17 protein-coding genes are annotated in these 20,613 nt (G+C 64.5%); 10 read left to right on the top strand and 7 right to left on the bottom strand.

All coding sequences use genetic code 11. The annotated features are described in order from the left end of the window. Positions 1-111: 111 nt before the first annotated feature. The 5 genes from AB7008_RS20140 to AB7008_RS20160 all read right to left on the bottom strand — a co-directional run bounded on the left by AB7008_RS20140 (position 112) and on the right by AB7008_RS20160 (position 6,405). Entirely contained in the window at positions 112-1,101 is a 990-nt protein-coding gene (locus AB7008_RS20140; RefSeq protein WP_028160424.1) for an ABC transporter substrate-binding protein, read from the bottom strand. Between the two features lie 592 nt (positions 1,102-1,693). Further along, complete coding sequence (locus AB7008_RS20145) at positions 1,694-2,407, bottom strand: ABC transporter ATP-binding protein (RefSeq protein WP_441259389.1); 714 nt, start codon at positions 2,405-2,407, stop codon at positions 1,694-1,696. Continuing rightward, entirely contained in the window at positions 2,404-4,173 is a 1,770-nt protein-coding gene (locus tag AB7008_RS20150) for a branched-chain amino acid ABC transporter ATP-binding protein/permease (RefSeq protein WP_304493751.1), read from the bottom strand. Before AB7008_RS20150 ends, AB7008_RS20145 begins: the two co-directional genes overlap by 4 nt. After that, complete coding sequence (locus tag AB7008_RS20155; RefSeq protein ID WP_304493752.1) at positions 4,170-5,213, bottom strand: branched-chain amino acid ABC transporter permease; 1,044 nt, start codon at positions 5,211-5,213, stop codon at positions 4,170-4,172. The genes AB7008_RS20150 and AB7008_RS20155 overlap by 4 nt, the downstream gene beginning before the upstream one ends. 43 nt (positions 5,214-5,256) lie before the next feature. After that, on the bottom strand, positions 5,257-6,405 hold the full coding sequence (locus AB7008_RS20160; RefSeq protein ID WP_248882492.1) for an ABC transporter substrate-binding protein: 1,149 nt from the start codon (positions 6,403-6,405) through the stop codon (positions 5,257-5,259). Positions 6,406-7,035: 630 nt separating this feature from the next. On the opposite strand from AB7008_RS20160, the gene AB7008_RS20165 reads away from it, so the two are divergent. From AB7008_RS20165 to AB7008_RS20195, 7 genes are read left to right on the top strand one after another with little or no spacing between them, the layout of a single operon-like run. Then, entirely contained in the window at positions 7,036-7,818 is a 783-nt protein-coding gene (locus AB7008_RS20165) for an aspartate/glutamate racemase family protein (protein WP_441259390.1), read from the top strand. A 16-nt stretch (positions 7,819-7,834) separates the two neighbouring features. After that, a complete protein-coding gene (locus tag AB7008_RS20170) occupies positions 7,835-8,263 on the top strand; it encodes an organic hydroperoxide resistance protein (RefSeq protein ID WP_369525434.1) in 429 nt (142 codons plus the stop codon). A 24-nt stretch (positions 8,264-8,287) separates the two neighbouring features. Continuing rightward, positions 8,288-9,466 (top strand): thiolase family protein, encoded by a 1,179-nt coding sequence (locus AB7008_RS20175; RefSeq protein WP_441259391.1) that lies wholly within the window; start codon positions 8,288-8,290, stop codon positions 9,464-9,466. Then, positions 9,463-10,704, top strand: coding sequence for an SDR family NAD(P)-dependent oxidoreductase (locus AB7008_RS20180; RefSeq protein WP_441259392.1), 1,242 nt, complete (start codon positions 9,463-9,465; stop codon positions 10,702-10,704). Before AB7008_RS20175 ends, AB7008_RS20180 begins: the two co-directional genes overlap by 4 nt. 35 nt (positions 10,705-10,739) lie before the next feature. Then, complete coding sequence (locus AB7008_RS20185; protein ID WP_441259393.1) at positions 10,740-11,522, top strand: cyclase family protein; 783 nt, start codon at positions 10,740-10,742, stop codon at positions 11,520-11,522. Between the two features lie 57 nt (positions 11,523-11,579). Further along, complete coding sequence (locus tag AB7008_RS20190) at positions 11,580-12,737, top strand: ABC transporter substrate-binding protein (RefSeq protein WP_441259394.1); 1,158 nt, start codon at positions 11,580-11,582, stop codon at positions 12,735-12,737. A 9-nt stretch (positions 12,738-12,746) separates the two neighbouring features. Then, on the top strand, positions 12,747-14,408 hold the full coding sequence (locus AB7008_RS20195) for an ATP-dependent acyl-CoA ligase (RefSeq protein ID WP_441259395.1): 1,662 nt from the start codon (positions 12,747-12,749) through the stop codon (positions 14,406-14,408). 12 nt (positions 14,409-14,420) lie between these two features. Here AB7008_RS20195 and AB7008_RS20200 read toward each other — a convergent pair whose 3' ends face one another. Then, positions 14,421-14,924, bottom strand: a complete 504-nt coding sequence (locus tag AB7008_RS20200) for a MarR family winged helix-turn-helix transcriptional regulator (RefSeq protein WP_028149405.1) — start codon at positions 14,922-14,924, stop codon at positions 14,421-14,423. A gap of 291 nt (positions 14,925-15,215) precedes the next feature. On the opposite strand from AB7008_RS20200, the gene AB7008_RS20205 reads away from it, so the two are divergent. From AB7008_RS20205 to AB7008_RS20215, 3 genes are read left to right on the top strand one after another with little or no spacing between them, the layout of a single operon-like run. Next, entirely contained in the window at positions 15,216-17,534 is a 2,319-nt protein-coding gene (locus AB7008_RS20205; protein ID WP_304493759.1) for a bifunctional salicylyl-CoA 5-hydroxylase/oxidoreductase, read from the top strand. A 16-nt stretch (positions 17,535-17,550) separates the two neighbouring features. Continuing rightward, the gene (locus AB7008_RS20210) at positions 17,551-18,729 is read left to right on the top strand and encodes an acyl-CoA dehydrogenase family protein (protein WP_441259396.1); all 1,179 of its coding nucleotides are present in this window, start codon (positions 17,551-17,553) and stop codon (positions 18,727-18,729) included. An 18-nt stretch (positions 18,730-18,747) separates the two neighbouring features. Then, entirely contained in the window at positions 18,748-19,179 is a 432-nt protein-coding gene (locus AB7008_RS20215) for a RidA family protein (protein WP_441259397.1), read from the top strand. 192 nt (positions 19,180-19,371) lie between these two features. Here the strand turns inward: AB7008_RS20215 and AB7008_RS20220 are convergent, their stop codons facing one another. Further along, entirely contained in the window at positions 19,372-20,412 is a 1,041-nt protein-coding gene (locus AB7008_RS20220) for a Bug family tripartite tricarboxylate transporter substrate binding protein (RefSeq protein ID WP_441259398.1), read from the bottom strand. Positions 20,413-20,613: the final 201 nt, after the last annotated feature.

Here is a 20,613-nt window from a genome sequence, read left to right on the forward strand (position 1 = left end):
CATCAATCGCTTGCCCGCCATTGATGCTGTTTTGCTAATCTTGCTCAGAAGGTTCGCCACCCCGCTGATGGGCCATGAGCGGTCGTGAGCAGCCGCGGCAACTCTGGGTCGTTATTCGATCACCTCGTCGGCGCGGGCGAGCAGCATGTCGGGCACCGTAAGACCGAGTGCCTTTGCAGTCCTAAGATTGATGACGAGGTCGAGCCGGGTCGGGAACTCAAAGGGTAAATCGGCCACGGGGGTGCCTTTGAGTATCTTGTACACGTAGGTCGCAGCGCGATAGTTGCATGCCCGAAGATCAATTCCATAGCTAATGAGCCCGCCCGCATCAACGAGTTCGCGGTATCCATAAAGGGTCGGGAGCCGAGTTGCCGCTGCGGCAGCGGCGATCTGAGCCCGATCCAAGAGTAAGAAGTTCGCCTGCAGAACGATGACGACATCAACGTGCTCCGCTTTAAACCTTCTGAACGTGGGTTCAACATCCTCCGTTCTCTGAACATCCGCACCGACGATCTTGATTTCAAGTTTCGCGGCGGTGGCGTTGATTTCGTCCCACTGCGGAGCTGCTTTGACGTCGCTCTTGTCATTTACGATTCCAACCTTTTGCGCGCCGGGAACGATTTGCCGCGCGATCTCAAGCTGCTTTGCAGGCAGCCCACGCACGTAGGGCATGATGCCGGTCAGGTTGCCAGTTGGACGGCGAAGATCGTTTTCCGACAATCCAAACGCGGTCAGGTTTCCCAACGCTGCAACAACTATCGGGATGGTTGATGTTGCCTGCTTGGCGGCAAGCGCATTGGCGCTGGCGGCGGCAAATATGACATCGGGGCTGAGCTGAACCACCTCCCTCGCTACCTCTGGTAACTTCTCGGTAGACGCGGCAAGTCGGAACGCTATGTCGAAATCGCGCTCCTCGATGTATCCGAGTTCTTGCAGCCCCCTCAAGAACGATGGCCAGGCTCCGTAACCTTTGCGCTGAGCTGGCGTACCCGATCCAAATGTGCCGATAACGGGCCGTTTCCTCGGAGTCTGGGCTCGTGCGACATAAGGCCATGCAATCGCTGCGCCGCCAAATAGCGTGACGAACTCGCGCCGTCTCATGTGTCCACTCCGGGCCAGGAGAGGGAGACTTGTCGTTACAAATCATAGCACGCTGAGAGGGGCGGGGCTACTTTCATTACGGCTGCTGGGTAGCTGTCGAGGTCTGTCTCGGGTCAAAATGCGAAGAACTCAGAGTGAGCAAAGTCAGTCCGCTCCACCCCCGCCAAGCGGACCGCGATGAAAGGTGTCGTCACTTCGCGGATCGGCCAGAAGCTGACACCAGCTTATCCATCTCCATGTCGGCCGAGGTGCGAACCAACGATTCCGGCAGCTTAGCGAGGCTCTGACGTTTGCGGGAAGTTCTGTTTGCTCAATTGAGGGGGCAAATACCTCAGCTTCCCGGGCGCTGTACTCGGTCTCGCTGGTAGGGAATCCCGCGAGGTGCTGGCGTCGCCCAGCGTCCGAAAAGATAGCGGCGTGAGCGGCGATGATGGCATCATGCCACTGTTTTGCCCGACGGATCAAGTTGATTTCGTAAAATCCGCAAGTGCCGGCGACCAGGCCATTGATATTGCTGTCACCAGCTACTGTGCATGGGGTTGTTTTCGAGTATTTTTGTTGTGCGGCTCGCCGGGCCTGATCCGGACCGGCGCTAGTGTCCACCTAGATAGGCCGTGATCAGCCGCGGATCGTGGATGAGATCCTTGGCGGGGCCGGACTGCACGACCTCGCCGGTCTCGAGCACATAGCCATAGTCGGCCGTCTCGAGCGCGGCGCGGGCGTTCTGCTCGACCAGCAGGATCGACACGCCGAGATCGCGCAGGGACGCGATGGTGCGAAAGATCTCGCGCACGATCAGCGGCGCGAGGCCGAGGCTCGGCTCGTCCAGCATGAGCAGCTTCGGCTTGGCCATCAGCGCGCGGCCGAGCGCGAGCATCTGGCGCTCGCCGCCGGAGAGCGTGCCTGCCGCCTGGCGCTGCCGCTCCTTCAGGCGAGGGAAGCGATCATAGACCTCGTCCAGTGTCTTCTGGACGCCTGAGCGGTCGCGCAGGCTGTAGGAGCCGAGCAGGAGGTTGTCGGCGACCGACATGTCTGAGAACAGCTCGCGCTTCTCCGGCACGAGGCACAGTCGGCGCTCGACGCGGTCTTCCACCGACATCCTGCCGATGTCGTGACCCTGGAAGACCATGCGGCCGCGCGAGGCCAGCAGGCCGATGGCCGCCATCAGCAGCGTGGTCTTGCCGGCACCGTTCGGGCCGATGACGGTGACGATCTGACCTTCATCGACCGATAGGGACACGTTGCGGACCGCTTCGACATTGTCGTAGCAGGCCGTCACATCCGTCATGGACAGCATCTCGCTCACGCGACGCCTCCGAGATAGGCTTCCTGGACCCGTTCGTCGCTGCGGATCGCGGCTGGCGCGCCTTCGCAGAGTTTTGAACCGAAATCGAGCACCACGATGCGGTCGACCAGCGACATCACGAACTCCATGTCATGCTCGACGATCAGGATCGTCAGATGGTCGGCCCGCAGCGAGCGGAGCAGCTCCGCGAGCCGCAGCTTCTCCTGGCGGCGAAGGCCGGCGGCCGGCTCGTCCAGCACCAGCAGCGCAGGGTCGGCGGCGAGCGCACGCGCGATCTCCAGGATGCGCTGATTGCCGAGCGGCAGGTTGCCTGCGAGCTCGAACGGCTTGTCGCCGAGCCCGACGCGTTCGAGCTGCATCAGCGCCTCGTGCCGGGCGCTAGCTTCCTCGCGCTGGTTGAGGCGGAAGGCGCCGGCGAGCAGGCCGCTGCGCGTGCGGGCGTAGGTGCCGAGCATGACGTTTTCGAGCAGGCTCATGCGCGGCCGCAGCTTCACATGCTGGAAGGTTCGCGCGACGCCGGCCTTGGCGATGCGGGACTGCGCGTCATGCGTGATCGGGCGTCCCGCAAAGACGATCTCACCCTTGTTGACCCGGAGCGCCCCGGTCAGGCAGTTGAACATCGTGCTCTTGCCGGCGCCGTTGGGGCCGATGACGGCAAGGATTTCGCCGGCGCGAACCTCGAAGCTGACATTGTTGACGGCGACGAGGCCGCCGAACCGGCGCTCGGCGCCATCCACTTTCAGAAGCAGCTCCCCGGGCGTCGGTTGCGCGCGACGGGGCAGGGGCGGCGCCGGTTGAGGTCGCTCGCGCCTGGCCTTGGGCAGATAGCGGGCGACGAAGGGAACGATGCCTTGCCGGGCCCATTGCAGGAACAGGATGAACAGTGCGGAGAAGGCGACGATCTCGAGCTGGCCGGAGGCACCCTTGGCGATCAGCGGCAGATAGTCCTGAACGCTGTTCTTGAGCAAGGTGACGACCGCGGCCCCCACGACGCCGCCGAGCAGGCTGCCGGCGCCGCCGACCATCGACATCATCAGATATTCGATGCCCATGCCGGCATCGAACGGACCCGGGCTGATGAAGCGGCTCATATGTGCGTAGAGCCAGCCGGAGAGTGAGGCGAGGAAGGCCGCGATCACGAAGGTCACGAGCTTGATGCGGAAAGCGTTGATGCCGAGGCTCTCGACCAGCGTATTGCCGCCGCGGAGCGCGCGCATGGCGCGGCCGAGCCGGGAGTCCAGCAGGTTGTAGCCGAGGAAGAGCACCGCGGCGACGATGCCCCAGATCAGGAAATAGATCTGGGCGCTCGTGACCAGCGCAATCGAACCGAAGCTGATCGGCGGGATCGACGAGATGCCGTTGAAGCGGCCGAGCCCCTCGACATTGCCGAACAGGAAGCCGATCGCAAGGCCCCAGGCGACGGTCGAGAGCGACAGGAAATGGCCTTGAAGCCGCAGGGTGACGACGCCGAGAACCGTTGCGACGCCGCAGGTCAGCACCACGCCGAACACGAGGCCGAGCCACGGGGAGTACCCGTTCAACGCAGAGACCCACGCGGTTGCATAGGCCGCGACGCCCACGAACGCCGCCTGACCGAACGACACGATGCCGCCGACGCCGGTGAGGAGTGCAAGACCGATGGCGACCAGCGAATAGATGCCGATATAGTTCATCAGCGTGATGCTGAACGGACTGAGCACGAAGGGAGCCACCGCGAGACACAGCACGGCGAGGATGGCGGCAAGCTGAATGTGGAGGCGCGTCATTCCTCGATCTCCTCCTCGGAATGCAGCGAGGCGAGGGATCGCCAGATCAGGATCGGGATCAGCAGCGAAAAGACGATGACGTCCTTGAGCGCGCTGCTCTCGAAGGAGGCGAAGCTTTCGAGAATGCCGACGCCGACGGCGCCGATCGCCGCACCGGGATAGCTGGTCATGCCGCCGACGATGGCGCCGACAAAGGCCTTGAGGCCGATCAGGAAGCCGGAATCGTAGAACACGGTGTTTACCGGCGCGATCAGGATTCCGGATACGCCGGCCATCAGCGATCCCAGCAGATAGGCGATCGTGCCGGCGCGGGCGGGGCGTATTCCCATCAGCCGGGAGCCGGTGCGGTTCACGGCCGTGGCGCGCAGCGATTTTCCGACCAGCGTGAAGTCGAAGAAGAGGTAGAGGAGGCCGCTGAAAACGAGCGCCGCGATCACGATCAGCATGGTCTGGCCCGAGATCAGCACGCCCGCGAACTCGGTCGAGAGCGAGGTCAGCGGCTCGGTCCGAACCCCTTCGGGCCCGAAGAACAACAGGCCAAGGCCGACCAGCGCGAAATGCAGCGCCACGGACACCGTCAGCAACAGCAGCACGGTGCCGTCAGCGATCGGACGGAAGACGATCCGATCCAGAAGCGGGGAGATCGGCGTGATCAGCATCAACGCGAGCACGAGCCTGACGGCAAGCGGCGGGTCCAGGCGCATGACGAGCCAGGCTGCTCCGACCACGGCGAGCGGGAGCAGGAGATAGAAGGACAGCGCGCGGGGCAGCAGGCGGAGTTCGCGGGAGCGCACCAGCGAGATGATCTCGATCAGGGTTGCAAGGCAGGCCAGGATCACGACCAGCGCTCCCGTGCCCGGAAAGCGCTTCGCGTCGAGAGCAGCCAGCGTCAGCGCGGTGAAGGCCGCGATGTCGCCGAAGGGAATGAAGATGACCCGCGTCACCGTGAAGATCAGGACGGTCCCGATCGCCACCAGGGCATAGACGGCCCCGGTGGCGATCCCGTCGATCGCGAGAATGGCTGCAATGTCGCTCGTCATTGAGACGTCGTTGCTCCCTGTGATGCCGGGGCCATTGATCCGGTTATGGCGCGTACTTCCAGGCGCCGCCGGTCAGGCGCACCACGACGAGCGAGCGCTCATCGACGCCGGTGACCGCACCGGGCTTGAAATTGTAGACGGCATGCACGCCCGGCAGCTCCTTGGTGCTGAGGATCGCGTCCCGGAGCGCCGTGCGGAATTCCGCCGTTCCGGGCTTGGCGGTCTTGAGCGCGCGCTCGGCAGCGTTGGCGAAGATCAGCCAGGCGTCGAACGAATAGGCGGAGAAGCCGTCGGTGGTCGGGATGTTATGGGTCTTCTGGTAGACGCTGCGGAAATCCAGCGCGATCTTCTTGGCGAAGTGCTCGTCCGGAAGCTGCTCGGCGACGATCACGGGACCCGCGGAGACCTGAATGCCTTCGGCCGCCTTGCCGCCGACGTTGACGAAGTCCGGATTGACCAGTGCCACCGTGCCGTAGGTGTTGCCCTTGAAACCCCGCTCGGCGAGCGTGAGAAGGGGCAGCGCGCCCTGCGTACCCGAGCCGCCGTCCAGCACGGCGTCGGGACGTGCGGCCATCACCTTGAGAATCTGCGCGGTGACCGAGGTGTCGGTGCGGGCATAGCGCTCGTTGGTCTGAATCTTGATGTCGCCGGCGGCTTCGGCGGCCTTGGCGCCGTTATAGACGAGGTCGCCCCAGGCGTCGGAGAAGCCGACATAGCCGATGTTCTTCATGCCGTCGCGCTTCATGCGGTCGGCGACGATCTTGACGAGGAGAGAGGCCGGCTGCGGCACCGACACCACCCACTGCTCCGGCGTATCCGGCAGCTTGCCGATCGGCGAGACCGCGATCATCGGCACTTTCAGCTCGCTCGCCACCGCCGCCATGGCGATGGTCGAGGGCGCCGTGGCCGTGCCGATCAGGAGGTCCACCTTCTCTTCTTCGACCAGCTTGCGCGCATTGCGGGTCGCGGCCGAGGGGTCGGAGCCGTCGTCGAGCTGGATCAGGCGAATGGTCTCGCCGTTGATAGTCTTCTTGTATTCATAGGCGGCATTGATGCCGCGCCCATAGGGGATGCCGATCGACGAGCCGTTGCCACTCAGCGAGGTGACGAAGCCGATGGTGATGTCGGCCTGCGCAGCCGGCGCTGCGAAGAGTCCGGCGACAAGTGCGAGTAGGCTCAGAGTCTTGCGCATACGCGTTCTCCTCCGTTGGTGCTGGATAGGAATGCCTCGAAGCTGCCGTGCGGGGACCCCGAACGACGAATGAACCGATTGAAAGCATTGCTGCAGCGCCGAAATCCGGGCGCGATCGAAGAGGGTTTGCTCGGCCGGATCTCAGCGGCCATGGCGCCGGTTGCCGCTCGAACGACAGGCCCATCGGCAGATGCGGGCGGGACTTTCCCGAAGCAACGAAAGGCCGTTGGCCCGGCCGCGATGCGCGGCCGGCGATGCTGTTGCTGCCGGCTGTTCGAGCACGGCGACTGTCCACACGATCGAGTCTCTCAAAATCGGTGCCCTGCAACATCATTGTTATGGCCACCGGCCCCTGGCCGGCGAGGAATTACTTAAAGCCTAAAGTATTGTTGGTGGAGCCGTCAACACGTGTCACGGCCCTGTCAGAAAAAATGTTGTTGCATACAATTTCGTCTGAGTGCGGCGCATCTGTGCCGATCGAGCGTACGAAATGGCCATGCTCGCCCTGCGGCGACGGTAACCGTCGGCGGCGCCGCCGTGCGCATTTGACGCGTGAATTAGTTTATGATTGAAATATATTTATCGGCCGTCGACGACCGATCCTCCGATCACCGCCTGAGGAGAAGGACGATGCGCATCTTCTGGCAGAGCTTCGTTGATGCGAGCGTGAACGCGCCCTACATGGCGCGGCTGTCGGAATACCTCAACAACATCGCTGCATCGGGCACGACAGTTCACGTCGAGGGCATTTCGCCGCCCGACCGGGAGTTCGGACGGCTCGCGGAATTGCGCTGCGCCGTCCAGGCGATCGACAACGGCATCGCAGCCGAGGAGGGCGGGTTCGACGCCTTCGTGATGGGGCATTTCCAGGATCCCGGACTCTACGAGTTGCGCTCGACGCTCGACATTCCCGTGATCGGGACCGGCGAGGCGACGTTGCTGGCGGCCTCTCAGCTCGGCCGAAGACTCGGGCTTGTGACGCTCGATCCCGTCTTCGAGGTCTGGCACTACGAGCAGGCCGAGCGTTACGGCCTCGGCGATCGCGTGGTCCACGTGACTGGCCTTGGCTGCAAGCCGGCGGATTTCGCTGATGCCTTTGACGGAGATCAGGCCGCGCAAGCCCGCATGATCAAGGACTTTGTCGCCTGCGCACGCCCGCTGGTCGAGCACGGCGCCGACGTCGTGATCCCCGCCGGTGTGCTGCCGGGCCTTCTGATCGGCAAGGAGCATGGCCTGAAGGTCGGGCACGCGCCGGTGGTCAATTGCGCGGCGGTGGCGCTGAAAAGTGCCGAGATGTGGGTGCAGCTCCGGAAGCTCAATGGCACCGAGCCCAGCCGCGGGCCGAGCTTCAAGAGGGCCAGCGCCCAGGCGCGCGACGATTTCCGCACGCTGCTTGCTCGCAACAGCCGCTAGTCCTGGAGAATGAACCATGATGACTCCGGAAAAGATCCTGTACGAGACCGAGGTGACGGCGACCGGCGGCCGGGACGGCAAGGCCGCCAGCGCCGACGGCCTGTTGTCGGTATCGCTGTCCGTGCCGAAATCGCTGGGCGGTCCCGCGGGCGAAGGCACCAATCCCGAACAGCTCTTTGCGGCCGGCTACGCCGCGTGCTTTCTCGGTGCGGTCAAGCTTGTCGCGCGCACCCGGAAGGTCGTCCCATCCGCTGAGCCGTCAGTGACCGCGAAGGTTGCGATGGGTCCGGTTCCCGTCGGATATGCGCTCGCCGTCGAACTGCAGGTCGATCTGCCCGGTGTCGAGACATCAGTGGCCGAGGAGGTCGTCGCGGGCGCGCATGAGCGCTGCCCCTATTCGAACGCAACCCGCGGCAATATTGCCGTGAAGCTGACGGTCATCTGAGACAATGAGCGAGGCGGGCGGTTGGTGACCAATACCTTGCGCACACCGTACGACGGCGTCGTGATTGCGGCGCCCGTCACGATTCCCTATGTGCGCTACTCCATCGAGAGTGCGCAGTGGTGGATCGGCCGGGCACTGAGTACGCTGGTTGCGCAGGCCGGCATCAAGGCTTCCGACATCGACGGTCTGTGCGTCTCCAGCTTCACCATGGGCATCGACAGCGGGATCGGGCTGACGCAGCATTTCGGGCTCTGCGTGCGATGGCTGGATACGATTCCGCTCGGCGGCGCCAGCGCCATCGCAGGCTTGCGAAAGGCGGCGCGCGCGGTTCAGGCGCGCGACGCCGACATCGTGGCGTGCATCGCCGGCGATACCAACCATGTCGATTCGTTCCGGCTGACGCTGGAGAACTTCTCGCGGTTCAACCAGGACGCCGTCTATCCCTACGGTGCGGGCGGCGCCAATGCGAGCTTCGCGCTGATTGCGCGCAACTACATGCGGACCTTCGGCGTCACGCGTGAAGATGTCGGCAGGATCGCCGTCGCCCAGCGCGCCAATGCCCTACGCAACCCGCATGCGCTGATGAAGACGCCGCTGACGATGGAGCAGTATCTGGCAGCACGGCCGATCTCCGATCCCATCCATCTCTTCGACTGCGTGATGCCATGCGCCGGCGCCGAGGCGTTCCTGGTGATGCGGGACGAGACCGCGGCTTCGCTCGGGCTGACAGCAGCACGGCTGCTCTCGACGATCGAGCGGCACAATGCCTTTGCTGACGATCCGATGCAGGTCCGCGGCGGCTGGGCAATGGACGTCGGCGAGCTCTATGCGATGGCCGGCGTGAAGCCTGACGATCTCGATATCGTGCAGACCTATGACGACTATCCCGTCATCACGATGATGCAGTTCGAGGATCTCGGATTCTGCAACAAGGGGGAGGGGGCCGAGTTCGTGCGCCAGCACGATCTCACCATCGACGGCGACTTTCCGCATAACACGTCGGGCGGACAGCTCTCGGCCGGACAGGCCGGTGCCGCCGGTGCCTATCTCGGTCTCGTCGAGGGACTTCGACAGGTTCTGGGGACTGCAGGCCCCACCCAGGTCGGGAACGCGAGCCTCGCCTTGGCGTCGGGGTTCGGTATGATCAACTATGACCGTGGTCTCGCCTCGGGCGCCGCGATCTTTGCAGGGCCGTCGCGATGATAGAGCCGATCAAGCCGCCCCGGCGCAAGAATCCGCTGCTGCGGACGCGGCTGCCTGCTTCGCCGCCGCGACCGCGCAGCAGGACGTCGCATGGGTTTACGTGGGCAGCCGCCGAGGGCCGCTTCGTGCTGCAACGCTGTGACGCCTGCGGTTCTTTTGCTTATCCGGCGCGGGAGGCCTGCCCGTCTTGCCTGTCGGCCGGCCTTGCCTTCGTCGATGCGCCACGACGAGGTGTTCTTCTTGCCGAAACGACTGCGCGCGTGCCGAGCGATATCTATTTCCGCGAGCGAGCGCCCTGGCGCATCGGCCTCGTGAAGATGGAATGCGGTCCGACGATTGTGACGCACCTCCACGCCGACTGCGTGGAGGGGGCACCCGTCCGCATGTCGTTGCAACTCGACAAGAGCGGCCAGGCCGTGGCCTTTGCCCATCCCGAGGGGGAGACTCCCAACATGGCAGACGACAAGCAATGGCGGGAAATGACGGCCGATCCGAAATTCCGGCGCATGCTGGTCACCAACGGTCGGAGCGTGATCGGTCAGGAGGCCGTCGCCGCCTTGAAGGCCGCAGGCGCCAAGACGGTCTTCGTCGGCATTGCCGAGCCGTGGCGGCCTTTCGCCGGCGAGCAGCTGCTGCGCGGCCAGGACGGAATCGAGATCGTGACCCTTGACGCGTCCGACGAAAAGTCTGCGGCCGATCTCGCGGCCGACATCGGCGGCAAGGTCGATATCCTCGTCAACACGACGGAATACGTGCGGCCGGGCGGCCTGCTCGACCGCCGGGGCACGAGCATCGCGCGCGACGAGATCGACCAGGCCTATCTCGGCTTCATCAACCTCGCACAGGCCTTTGGCCCCGCCATGCGGATGCGGGGTGCCGATGGCCTCAACAACAGTGCCGCCTGGGTCAACATTCTCTCGGTCTATGCGCTCGCGAACTGGCCTGCCTTTGGCGCCTACTCGGCCTCGCAAGCGGCGTGCCTGTCGCTCTCGCACTGCCTTCGCGCCGAGCTCAGGCCCGGCGGCGTCAAGGTGATGAATCTGTTCACCGGGCCGGTCGACACCGAGTGGTTCCAGACCGTACCGCCGCCGAAGGTCGCGCCGCGCGCAATCGCGCAGGCGATCGTGTCGGGGCTCAAAGGCGGGCTCGAGGAGATGTATGTCGGAGATGTCGCCGAAGAGATCCGGCAACGTCTCGCGGCCAATCCGAAAGCGCTCGAGCGCGAGCTCGACAGGTGAGAAGCGGGATTTCAACCAAGCCGGAGGACGTGACGATGCAGAGCAACAATCTCCTGGAGCTGGCGGGTGCGATTTCTTCCGGCGCGGTGCGCGTCGTCGACCTGACATTTACGCTCAGTCCGGATTTTCCGGTCATCGTGCTGCCGCCCGAGTTCGGCCAGGCCGCTCCCGTCCGTATCCAGGAAATATCGCGATACGATGGTCGCGGCCCGGCCTGGTACTGGAACAATGTCACGTTCGGCGAGCACACCGGCACGCATTTCGACGCGCCGATCCACTGGTTCACCGGCAAGAACCTGCCGAACAATGCCGTCGACACGATGCCGGCCAAGGACATGATCGCGCCGGCCTGCGTGATCGACTGCTCTGCGCAGGCGGCGCAGGATCCCGATTTCCTGCTGACCGTCCCGCTCGTCGAGGCCTGGGAAGCAAAGCACGGCCGGATCCCCGAGCGGAACTGGGTGCTGCTCAGGACCGACTGGTCGAAGAAGGGCTGGCGCGACTATTCCAATCTCAGGGATGACGGCGCACATACGCCCGGCCCCAACGCGGCCGTCATGAAGTGGCTGGTGGAGGAGCGTGGCGTCATCGGGTTCGGCACCGAGACCATTGGCACGGATGCGGGGCAGGCCGGCCATTTCGAGCCGCCTTATCCGGCGCATCATTTCCTGCACGGCGCCGGCCGCTACGGCCTGCAATGCCTGTGCAACCTGGATCAGCTTCCACCCACCGGGGCGGTCATCGTGGCCTCGCCGCTGAAGATCCAGAACGGCTCCGGCAGTCCGCTTCGCGTCATCGCGCTGGTTGCGTCAGCCTGAATCCAATCCATGGCGCTTGCCAATCGGAACAAGACATCCTCACGAAAGACAGGTGCCATGAACTTGATCAAGAGCCTGCTGGCTTCCACTGCATTGCTTCTCGCCGTCCCGCAAATTGCGCAGGCCGAGATCCTCGTCGGCTTCGTCACCGGTCTCAGCGGGCCGGTATCCTCGATCGGCATCCCGAATGCGAAAGGCATCGCCGCGGGAGAGGCCTATGTCGGTGAGATCGCCGGCGAGAAGGTCCGCGTCATCCAACTCGACGACGCTTCCGATGCCACCGCTTCGGCGCGCAACGCGCGCAAGCTCGTCGAGCAGGAGAAGGTCGATATCCTGATCGGAACGTCGGGCGCGCCGCAGACCCTGGCGATGGCGACCGCCGCGATCGAGATGAAGGTGCCGATGATCGCGGTGTCACCGATCGCGCCGGTGCCACCGGGCGATGGCGGCCCCTGGGTCGTCCAGACGCCGCAGCCGACGCCGCTGCTCGTGCAAGGCATCGTCGATCACATGAAGGCGAAGGGCCTGAAGACCGTTGCCTTCATCGGCTTCTCCGATGCGTTCGGCGATCTCATGTACAATTCGCTCGAGCAAAGCGTGAAGACGACCGACATCAAGATCATTGCCAACGAACGCTACGCCAGATCGGATTCTTCGGTCACGGCTCAGGTGCTGCGCGCACTCGCCGCACGTCCCGACGCCATCATGCTCGGCGGGACGGGAACGCCCGGCGCGCTGCCGGTCATCGCCTTGTCCGAGCGCGGATATAAAGGGCCGCTATACGGCAATCATGGGCTGATCAGCGCCGATTTCCTGCGTCTTGCCGGCAAGGCCGCCAACGGCATCATCTGCCCGACTGGACCCGTGACCGCGGCGGAGCAGCTTCCGGCCAGCAATCCGATTCAGAAGGTGGCCCTGGATTTCCGCTCTGCCTTCGAGAAGGCGAACGGCGAGGCGCCGACGGATTCATTCTCGTCCTATTCCTTCGACGGCTGGCTCGTCTTCGCCGATGCCGCCAAGCGCGCGATGGCAACCGGTGCCAAGCCCGGCACGCCGGAATTCCGCACAGCGCTTCGTCAGGCGCTGTTCACGACCAAGGAGGTCGTCGGGACGCAGGGCGTCTACACCTATACGCCGGCGGATCGGCACGGTGTCGACGATCGCTCGCGCGTCCTGGTCCAGATCGAGAACGGCAAGTACAAGCTGTTGCCCTGAGACGGGAGCATGATCGTGACGGAGAACGCGCCGGTGAACGTCAGCGACGCGGTCGGCCGGGAGAACGCGACGCCGGCCTGGGCGTGTGCAGTGACGTCGTTTCCGCCGTCGGACCGCATCCTCTCAACGATCCTCACGCGGCAGGCCGAGCGCCATGGCGATCGTGTCCTGCTTGTCGCGGGGGAGACGCGCTGGAGCTTTGCGCAGACCGCGGCGATCGCGTCCGCTTCAGCCCAGGCGCTCGTCGATGCCGGGATCAGGCCGGGCGATCGGGTCGCGTTGATGTGTTCGAACCGTCCGGAGTTCCTGCAGGTCTATCTCGGCTGCGCATGGCTTGGCGCCATCGCGGTCCCGATCAATACCGCGCTGCGCGGCTTCCAGCTCTCCCACATCTTCCGCAATTCGCTTCCCGCGCTCCTCGTCGTCGAGGCTCAGTTCGTCGACGCGATCGAGAGTGTCGAGGCAGGTGTCGACCTGCCACCTCGCACCTGGATCGTCGGAGCTGCCGCCGCGGCAGTCGATGCCCGGCTTTCCGCGGTACCGTTGCCGGCGCTCGGAGCCGCGGCCCCGGCGGGTGCCGTGCGTCCCGGCGACACCGTTGCGATCCTCTACACCTCGGGCACGACGGGACCAGCGAAGGGGGTGTGCTGTCCGCAGGCGCAGCTGTTCTGGTGGGGCATCTATTCGGCGCGGGCGCTTGGCATCCGCGAGGGCGATGTACTGTTCACGACACTGCCGCTGTTCCACACCAACGCGCTCAATGCGTTCTATCAGGCGCTCCTGAACGGCTGCACCTACGTGCTGGAGCCGAAATTCTCCGCGTCCGGCTTCTGGGCCGCCGCGCAACGGCACAAGGCGACGGTCGGCTATCTGCTCGGCGCGATGGCGTCGATGCTGCTGGCGCAGCCGAAGAATGCGAACGACAAGGCGCATCGTCTTCGCGTCGCGCTTGGCGGTGGCGTGCCGCCGCAAATCCACGGTCCGTTCCTCGAGCGGTTTGGCGTGCCGCTGGTCGACGGCTACGGGTCGACCGAGACCAATTTCGTGTTCGCGGGTACGATCCCGTCGGATCGTCCGGGAACGATGGGCTATCTGGCCGAAGGCATCGAGGCGCGGATCGTCGACGAGAATGATTCAGCGCTTGCCGACGGACAGGCCGGCGAGCTCGTGCTTCGTGCGAGAGAACCTTTTGCCTTTGCCACCGGCTATTTCGGCATGCCGGAGAAGACGGTCGAGGCTTGGCGGAATCTGTGGTTCCATTCAGGCGATCGGGTCGTTCGTGATGCTGACGGACATTATCGATTCATCGACCGCATGAAGGATTCGATCCGCAGGCGCGGCGAGAACGTATCCTCATGGGAGGTCGAGCAGACCATCCAGTCCCATCCCGCGGTCGCCGCCTGCGCGATCTACCCGCTGCCGTCGGAGTTGGGCGAGGACGAGGTTGCGGCTGCGATCCTGCTGGAGCCGGGCCAATCGCTGGAGCCCGTAGACATCGTCAGGCATTGCGAAGGCCAGATCGCCTATTTCGCCATCCCGCGCTATGTGCGCATTCTGAGCCAGATGCCGTTGACAGAGAACGGCAAGATCAAGAAGGGCATGCTGCGCGAGGCGGGCATCACCACGGATACCTGGGATCGCGAGGCGGCCGGAGTGAAGGTGCGGCGCTGACTGTTGGTCCGCTCACGGTTTTTGCAGGGCGTCCCTGACGGCACCCTTGAGGTCGTCGAGCTCGCCGATCAATCCGTCGAACCGGTCTGCCGGGAAATCCGCCAGCAGCTCGGCAAGCCACGCGCCGTGGCTCTTGGCCATCCGCCTGAAGGTTTTGCGGCCCTCGACCGTCATGCAGACAATCTGCACGCGGCGGTCGAGGTTCGACGGCGTGCGCGTGATGTATCCATCCTCGACCAGGCGGTCCACGATCGGCGTGAGGTTCCCGGCCGAGACCATCAGGCGCTTGGGCAATTCTCCCAGCACAAGCCCGCTCGGTTCGCGGTCGAGCTGGGCCAGAACATCGAAGCGGGGCATCGTGAAATCGAACTCTTCGCGAAACCGGCGCCGCAACTCGCCTTCGATCAGGGTCGTGCAGGCGAGCAGCCGGAGCCAGACCCGCGTTTGAGCCCTGTACTCGGCGTCCTGATCCGCCCCATTCTTTGAAACAGGCGTGGACTCCTTCGCGAGTGCCAATCGAATCTCCCGGGCTTGGTGGCCTGACGAAAGCCGGCGCAGCTGTCATGGTCATTGGCAAGATAGTTCGTGCCAAAAGTAAATTCAAGGCTGCGCCCGAGCGGCTCGGAATCGGCACTGCAATGTGTCCAATTTACACTGAATCTCAGGATCGACGCCGCGGAGACGAGCCCGTGGGCAGGGGGCTTTGCAGAACCACCTTGACAAGATACGCGCCGAGGAAATATTTTATGCTTAAAATAATTTGGATGAAAGCTCGGCACACGGCGCGACGCGCGAAAGCGAGGGATCATGCGCATAGTCTGTATCGGCGGCGGCCCGGCCGGTCTTTATCTGGGCCTGCTGATGAAGCGCCGGCACCCGGAGCATGTCATCACGGTCGTCGAGCGCAACAAGCCCTACGATACGTTCGGCTGGGGCGTCGTGTTCTCGGATGCCATGATGTCCGCGATGCGCCTTGCCGACCCCGAGAGCGCGGCCGAGATCGAGGACGCCTTCAATCACTGGGACGACATCGAGCTCGTCTTCAAGGGGACGCGCCAGCGCACGACGGGCCATGGCTTCATCGGTATCGGGCGCAAGCATCTGCTCAATATTCTTCAGCGGCGCTGTGAAGCGCTGGGCGTCGAGCTCGTCTTCGAGCGCGAGGTCGAGTCCGATCTCGAATTTCCCGATGCCGACCTGATCGTCGCCTGTGACGGCGTCAATTCCAGGATCCGTGCTCGCTATGCCGAGCAGTTCCAGCCCGACATGGTGATCCGGCCCAACCGCTTCATCTGGCTCGGCACCAAGAAGGCGTTCGACGCCTTTACATTCGATTTTCAGAGGACCGAGCACGGCTGGTTTCAGGCCCACATCTACAAATTCGATGCCGAGACCTCGACCTTCATCGTCGAGACTACGGAAGCAGCCTACCAGGCTCACGGGCTCGACAAGCTCGATCAGCAGAGCTCGATCGAGTTCTGCGAAAAAATCTTCGCCGAGACTCTCGACGGCGCGAAGCTCCTGACCAATGCGCGCCATCTGCGCGGCTCGGCCTGGCTCAATTTCAGCCGCCTGATCTGCGGCAAATGGAGCGTGTTCAACGGCAAGTCTCATGTCGTGCTGATGGGGGACGCCGCGCACACCGCGCATTTCGCCATCGGGTCGGGCACCAAGCTCGCGCTCGACGACGCCATCGAGCTCGCCAACCAGTTCGATCGCCATGGCCACGGTCGCGCCGGCATCGAGACCGTGCTGGACGCGTACGAGGAGGTGCGCCGCGTCGATGTCGCGCGCATCCAGAACGCTGCACGCAACGCCATGGAATGGTTCGAGGTGGTCGGCCGGCGCTATGCCGACACGCTCGAGCCGCCGCAATTCTTCTATTCGATGCTGACGCGCTCACAGCGCATCAGCCACGAGAACCTTCGGCTGCGGGATCGTATTTGGCTCGAAGGTTTCGAGCGCTGGTTCGCCGCGCGGTCGGGCATTGCGGTCAAGGATGGCGAGCGGGTGCCGCCGCCGATGCTGACACCGCACCGTGTGCGGGGACTGACGCTTGCGAACCGGATCATGGTCTCGCCGATGGCGATGTATTCGGCGCAGGACGGGCTTATCGACGACTTCCACGTCGCCCATCTCGGCGCGCGCGCCATGGGCGGCGCCGGGCTGGTCTTCGCCGAGATGACATGCGTCTCCCCGGATGCGCGGATCACGCCGGGTTGCCTCGGACTCTGGAACGATGCACAGGCGGCGCAGTGGCGCCGCTTGGTCGAGCTCGTCCATGGCGTCGGGCATGCCAAGGTGGGGATTCAGCTCGGCCATGCCGGGCGCAAGGGTGCGACCAAGGTGCCCTGGGAAGGGATCGATCAACCCCTTGAATCCGGAGACTGGCCGCTGATCTCGGCCTCGGCGTTGCCGTATCTGCCCCACAGCCAGCTGCCGCGGGCGATGGACCGTGGCGACATGGACCGCGTGCGCGACGATTTCGTCGCGGCAACACGTCGTGCCGCCGCCGCCGGCGTCGAGTGGCTCGAACTCCATTGCGCGCACGGTTATCTGCTGTCGAGCTTCCTCTCGCCGTTGACCAACCGGCGCACCGACGAATACGGCGGCAGCCATGAAAACCGCGCGCGCTTTCCGCTGGAGGTGTTCGAGGCGATGCGCGCGGTGTGGCCGTCCGATCGGCCGATGTCGGTGCGTCTGTCCTGCCATGACTGGACCGACGGCGGTAACATTCCGGCCGATGCGGCGGTCTTCGCTGCGATGTTCAAGGAGGCCGGGGCGGACTTGATCGATTGTTCGTCGGGGCAGGTCTGGAAGGACGAGCGGCCGATCTATGGACGCCTGTTCCAGACGCCGTTCGCCGACCTGATCCGCAACGAGGTCGGCATTGAGACCATCGCAGTCGGTGCGATCTCCGAGGCCGATCACGCCAATTCGATTCTCGCGGCCGGCCGCGCCGATCTCTGCGCCATCGCGCGGCCGCATCTTGCCGACCCGGCCTGGACGCTGCACGAAGCCGCGCGCATCGGCATCACCAAGGTCGAGTGGCCGAAGCAGTATCTGTCCGCCAAGGGACAATACGAAACCAATCTGGCGCGCGCCGCGGCTACGGCCGGGCAATGAGCGGAGGAGGGATCAGATGAGCTCCACGGCGAAAGTGATCCGGCGCGAATGGCTCGACTGGCCGTTCTTCGAGCCGCGTCATCATGCGGTCGGCGAGGCACTCGACCGCTTCGTGCAATCGGGGGCTCTCGACACAATCGATCACAGCGATGTCGATGGCGCCTGCCGCAAGCTGGTGCGCGCGATGGGCGAGGCGGGGGTGCTCGATTGCGCCGTCGCGGCGCCCGACGGCGATGCGACGACGATCGATTCCCGCTCGATCTGCCTGTCGCGGGAGTCGCTGGCCTATGCCGATGGCCTCGCCGATTTCGCCTTCGCCATGCAGGGGCTCGGCTCCGGCGCGATCGCGCTCGGCGGCTCGGCGGACCTGCGCAAGGCCGTGCTGCCGAAAGTTCGCGCCGGCGAATGGCTGGCGGCGTTCGCGCTGTCCGAGAAGGAGGCGGGATCGGACGTCGCGGCGATGTCCTGCACGGCGCGGGCCGACGGCAACGACTACGTCATCGATGGCGAGAAGACCTGGATCTCCAACGGCGGTATCGCCGATGTCTACGCGCTGTTTGCACGAACGGGCGAGGCCCCGGGCGCGCGCGGCATCTCGGCCTTTGTCGTTTTCCCGGATGATCCCGGCTTCGGCATCGCCGACCGCATCGACGTCATCGCGCCGCATCCGCTGGCGACGCTGCGCTTCACCAATTGCCGGATTCCGGCGAGCCGTCGCCTCGGCGCGCCGGGCGGCGGGTTCAAGCTCGCGATGCAGACGCTCGATATCTTCCGTGCGTCGGTCGCAGCCGCGGCCCTCGGCTTTGCGCGGCGTGCACTGGACGAAGCACTGTCGCATGCGCGCAGCCGGCGCATGTTCGGTGCGACGCTGGGGGATCTCCAGCTGACCCAGGCCGCGCTCGGCGACATGGCGACGGAGACTGACGCCGCCGCGCTCCTGACCTACCGCGCGGCCTGGCGCCGCGACGTCCAGAAGCTTCCGACGACGCGCGAAGCTGCCATGGCGAAGCTGACGGCGACCGAGACCGCGCAGCGCGTCATCGACCGCGCCGTCCAGATGTTCGGCGGCCGCGGCGTGCGCAAGGGTGAGATCGTCGAAAGCCTCTACCGCGAAATCCGCGCGCTGCGAATCTACGAGGGCGCGACCGAGGTCCAGAAACTGATTGTCGCGCGCGATCTCCTGAAGCCGCGCTGAGAGGATCGAGAACTCCGCATGAGTACGATGATGAAATCAGAAGCCACCGCTACTGGCGGCCTTCAGGTGCTTCAGCCCGGCGGCTGGCCGCAGCCGAAGGGATATGCCAACGGCATCATGGCCGATGGACGTCTCGTTGTGACGGGTGGTGTCGTCGGCTGGGATATCGCAGGTCGGTTCGCCGACGGGTTTGTCGCGCAGGTTCGGCAGACGCTCGAAAACATCGTTGCGATCCTGGCGGAAGGCGGCGCCCGGCCGGACCATCTCGTGCGCCTGACATGGTATGTCGTCGACATGGATGAATACACCGCGAATCTGAAGGCGCTCGGCAAGGCCTATCGCGAGGTGGTCGGCACCCACTACCCCAGTATGGCGCTCGTGCAGGTGGTGCGCCTGGTCGAGCCATCCGCGCGCGTCGAGATCGAAGCGACTGCCGTCGTCCCGCGCTGACGAGGGCGTGTGGCAGCCAAAGGTGTTGGGGCAGCCCAGATCTCGCAGCTGGTGCAAGCCATGGCGATCACCGGCTAGTCGCCGCAACATATCCCGACGTTGACGTAGCGACGTGGGGATCGATCTATTGGAGGCGCCTTTTGGCGAGCTATCGCGGGCGGATCATCCGGACGATGCCGATAATTGTACAGGTTACATCGGCTCGATGCCGATCTTCTTGATGACCGCCGCCCATTTCGTCGTTTCCGATGTCATGAAATCCTTCAGGCCTTGTGGGTCCATCACCATGGGCTCGGCGCCTTGCTCGACGAAGAGCGCGCGCACCTTCGGATCGTTCACGGCTTCCGCCATTGCCGCATAGAGTCTGTCGAGCACGGCCTTGCCCGTGCTCGCGGGCGCGAGCAGCGCAAGCCAAGCGGCACTTTCGTAATTCTTGAGGCCGGCCTCCGACGCGGTCGGCACATCCGGCAGTGCGGTCATGCGCTTGCCGCTGGCCACCGCGAGCGGGCGGGCATCGCCGCTCTTGATCAGGCTGATGACGTTGGGCAAGAGCTGGAAGCCAAGCGGGACCTGGCCCGCGATGAAGTCCGGCGTGTAGGCGGCGATATTGCGATAGGGAACGTGCGTGATCTCGGTGCCCGTGAGCTGCTCGAAATAGGCGGCCGCCAGATGCTGCGACGAGCCGACGCCGACCGTGCCGTAGTTCAGCTCCCGCGGATGCGCCTTGGCATAGTCGATCAGCTCGTTCAGCGATTTCGGTGGCAGCCTCGAATTGATCACGATGACATTCGGTAACGTCGCGAACAGGCCGATCGGGACGAGATCCTTCTGCGGATCATAGGGCAGCTCCTTGTACAGCGACTTGTTCGCGGCCAGCGGACCGGAGGTGCTCATAAGCAGCGTGTAGCCGTCGGGTGCGGCATGCGCCGCGGCAGCGGTGCCAATATTGCCGCCGGCGCCGGGACGATTGTCGACCACGAAGGCCTGCCCGAGTGACATCGACATGCGGTTGAGCAGGATGCGGGTGATGACGTCGCTGGCGCTGCCGCCGGCGAAGGGCACGAGCACCTGGACCGGGCGGGTCGGATAGTCTTGCGCGCTTGCATGCCGCATTCCGGTTGCTGCGAGCAGGGCGCCACCACCGAGCGAGAGCAGCGACCTCCGGTCAGGACGAAATCCCTCGCTCTCCTGGCGAGAGCCATCTGTGATCTTGCTGCGACCGAACCGTACCATCTCGGACTGAATCTCCCAACTGTGTCTTGTTCTGCGAGCCCAGGGAGCGTCCGGGACGGGAGTCGTCGGGGATCAGCGCCAGGTCGCGTTTTTCTGCGCCTGGACCGTAGTTAGCAGGCCGGTACGACCGTCATGCCTGCACGTCTCAAAACTTACCAACCCGTCTCATTTTGCGGTGGGCGCGACATCTTGTCCGAGCAG

The sequence above is a fragment of the Bradyrhizobium sp. 521_C7_N1_3 genome, from assembly GCF_052075975.1.
GTDB lineage: Bacteria > Pseudomonadota > Alphaproteobacteria > Rhizobiales > Xanthobacteraceae > Bradyrhizobium > Bradyrhizobium japonicum.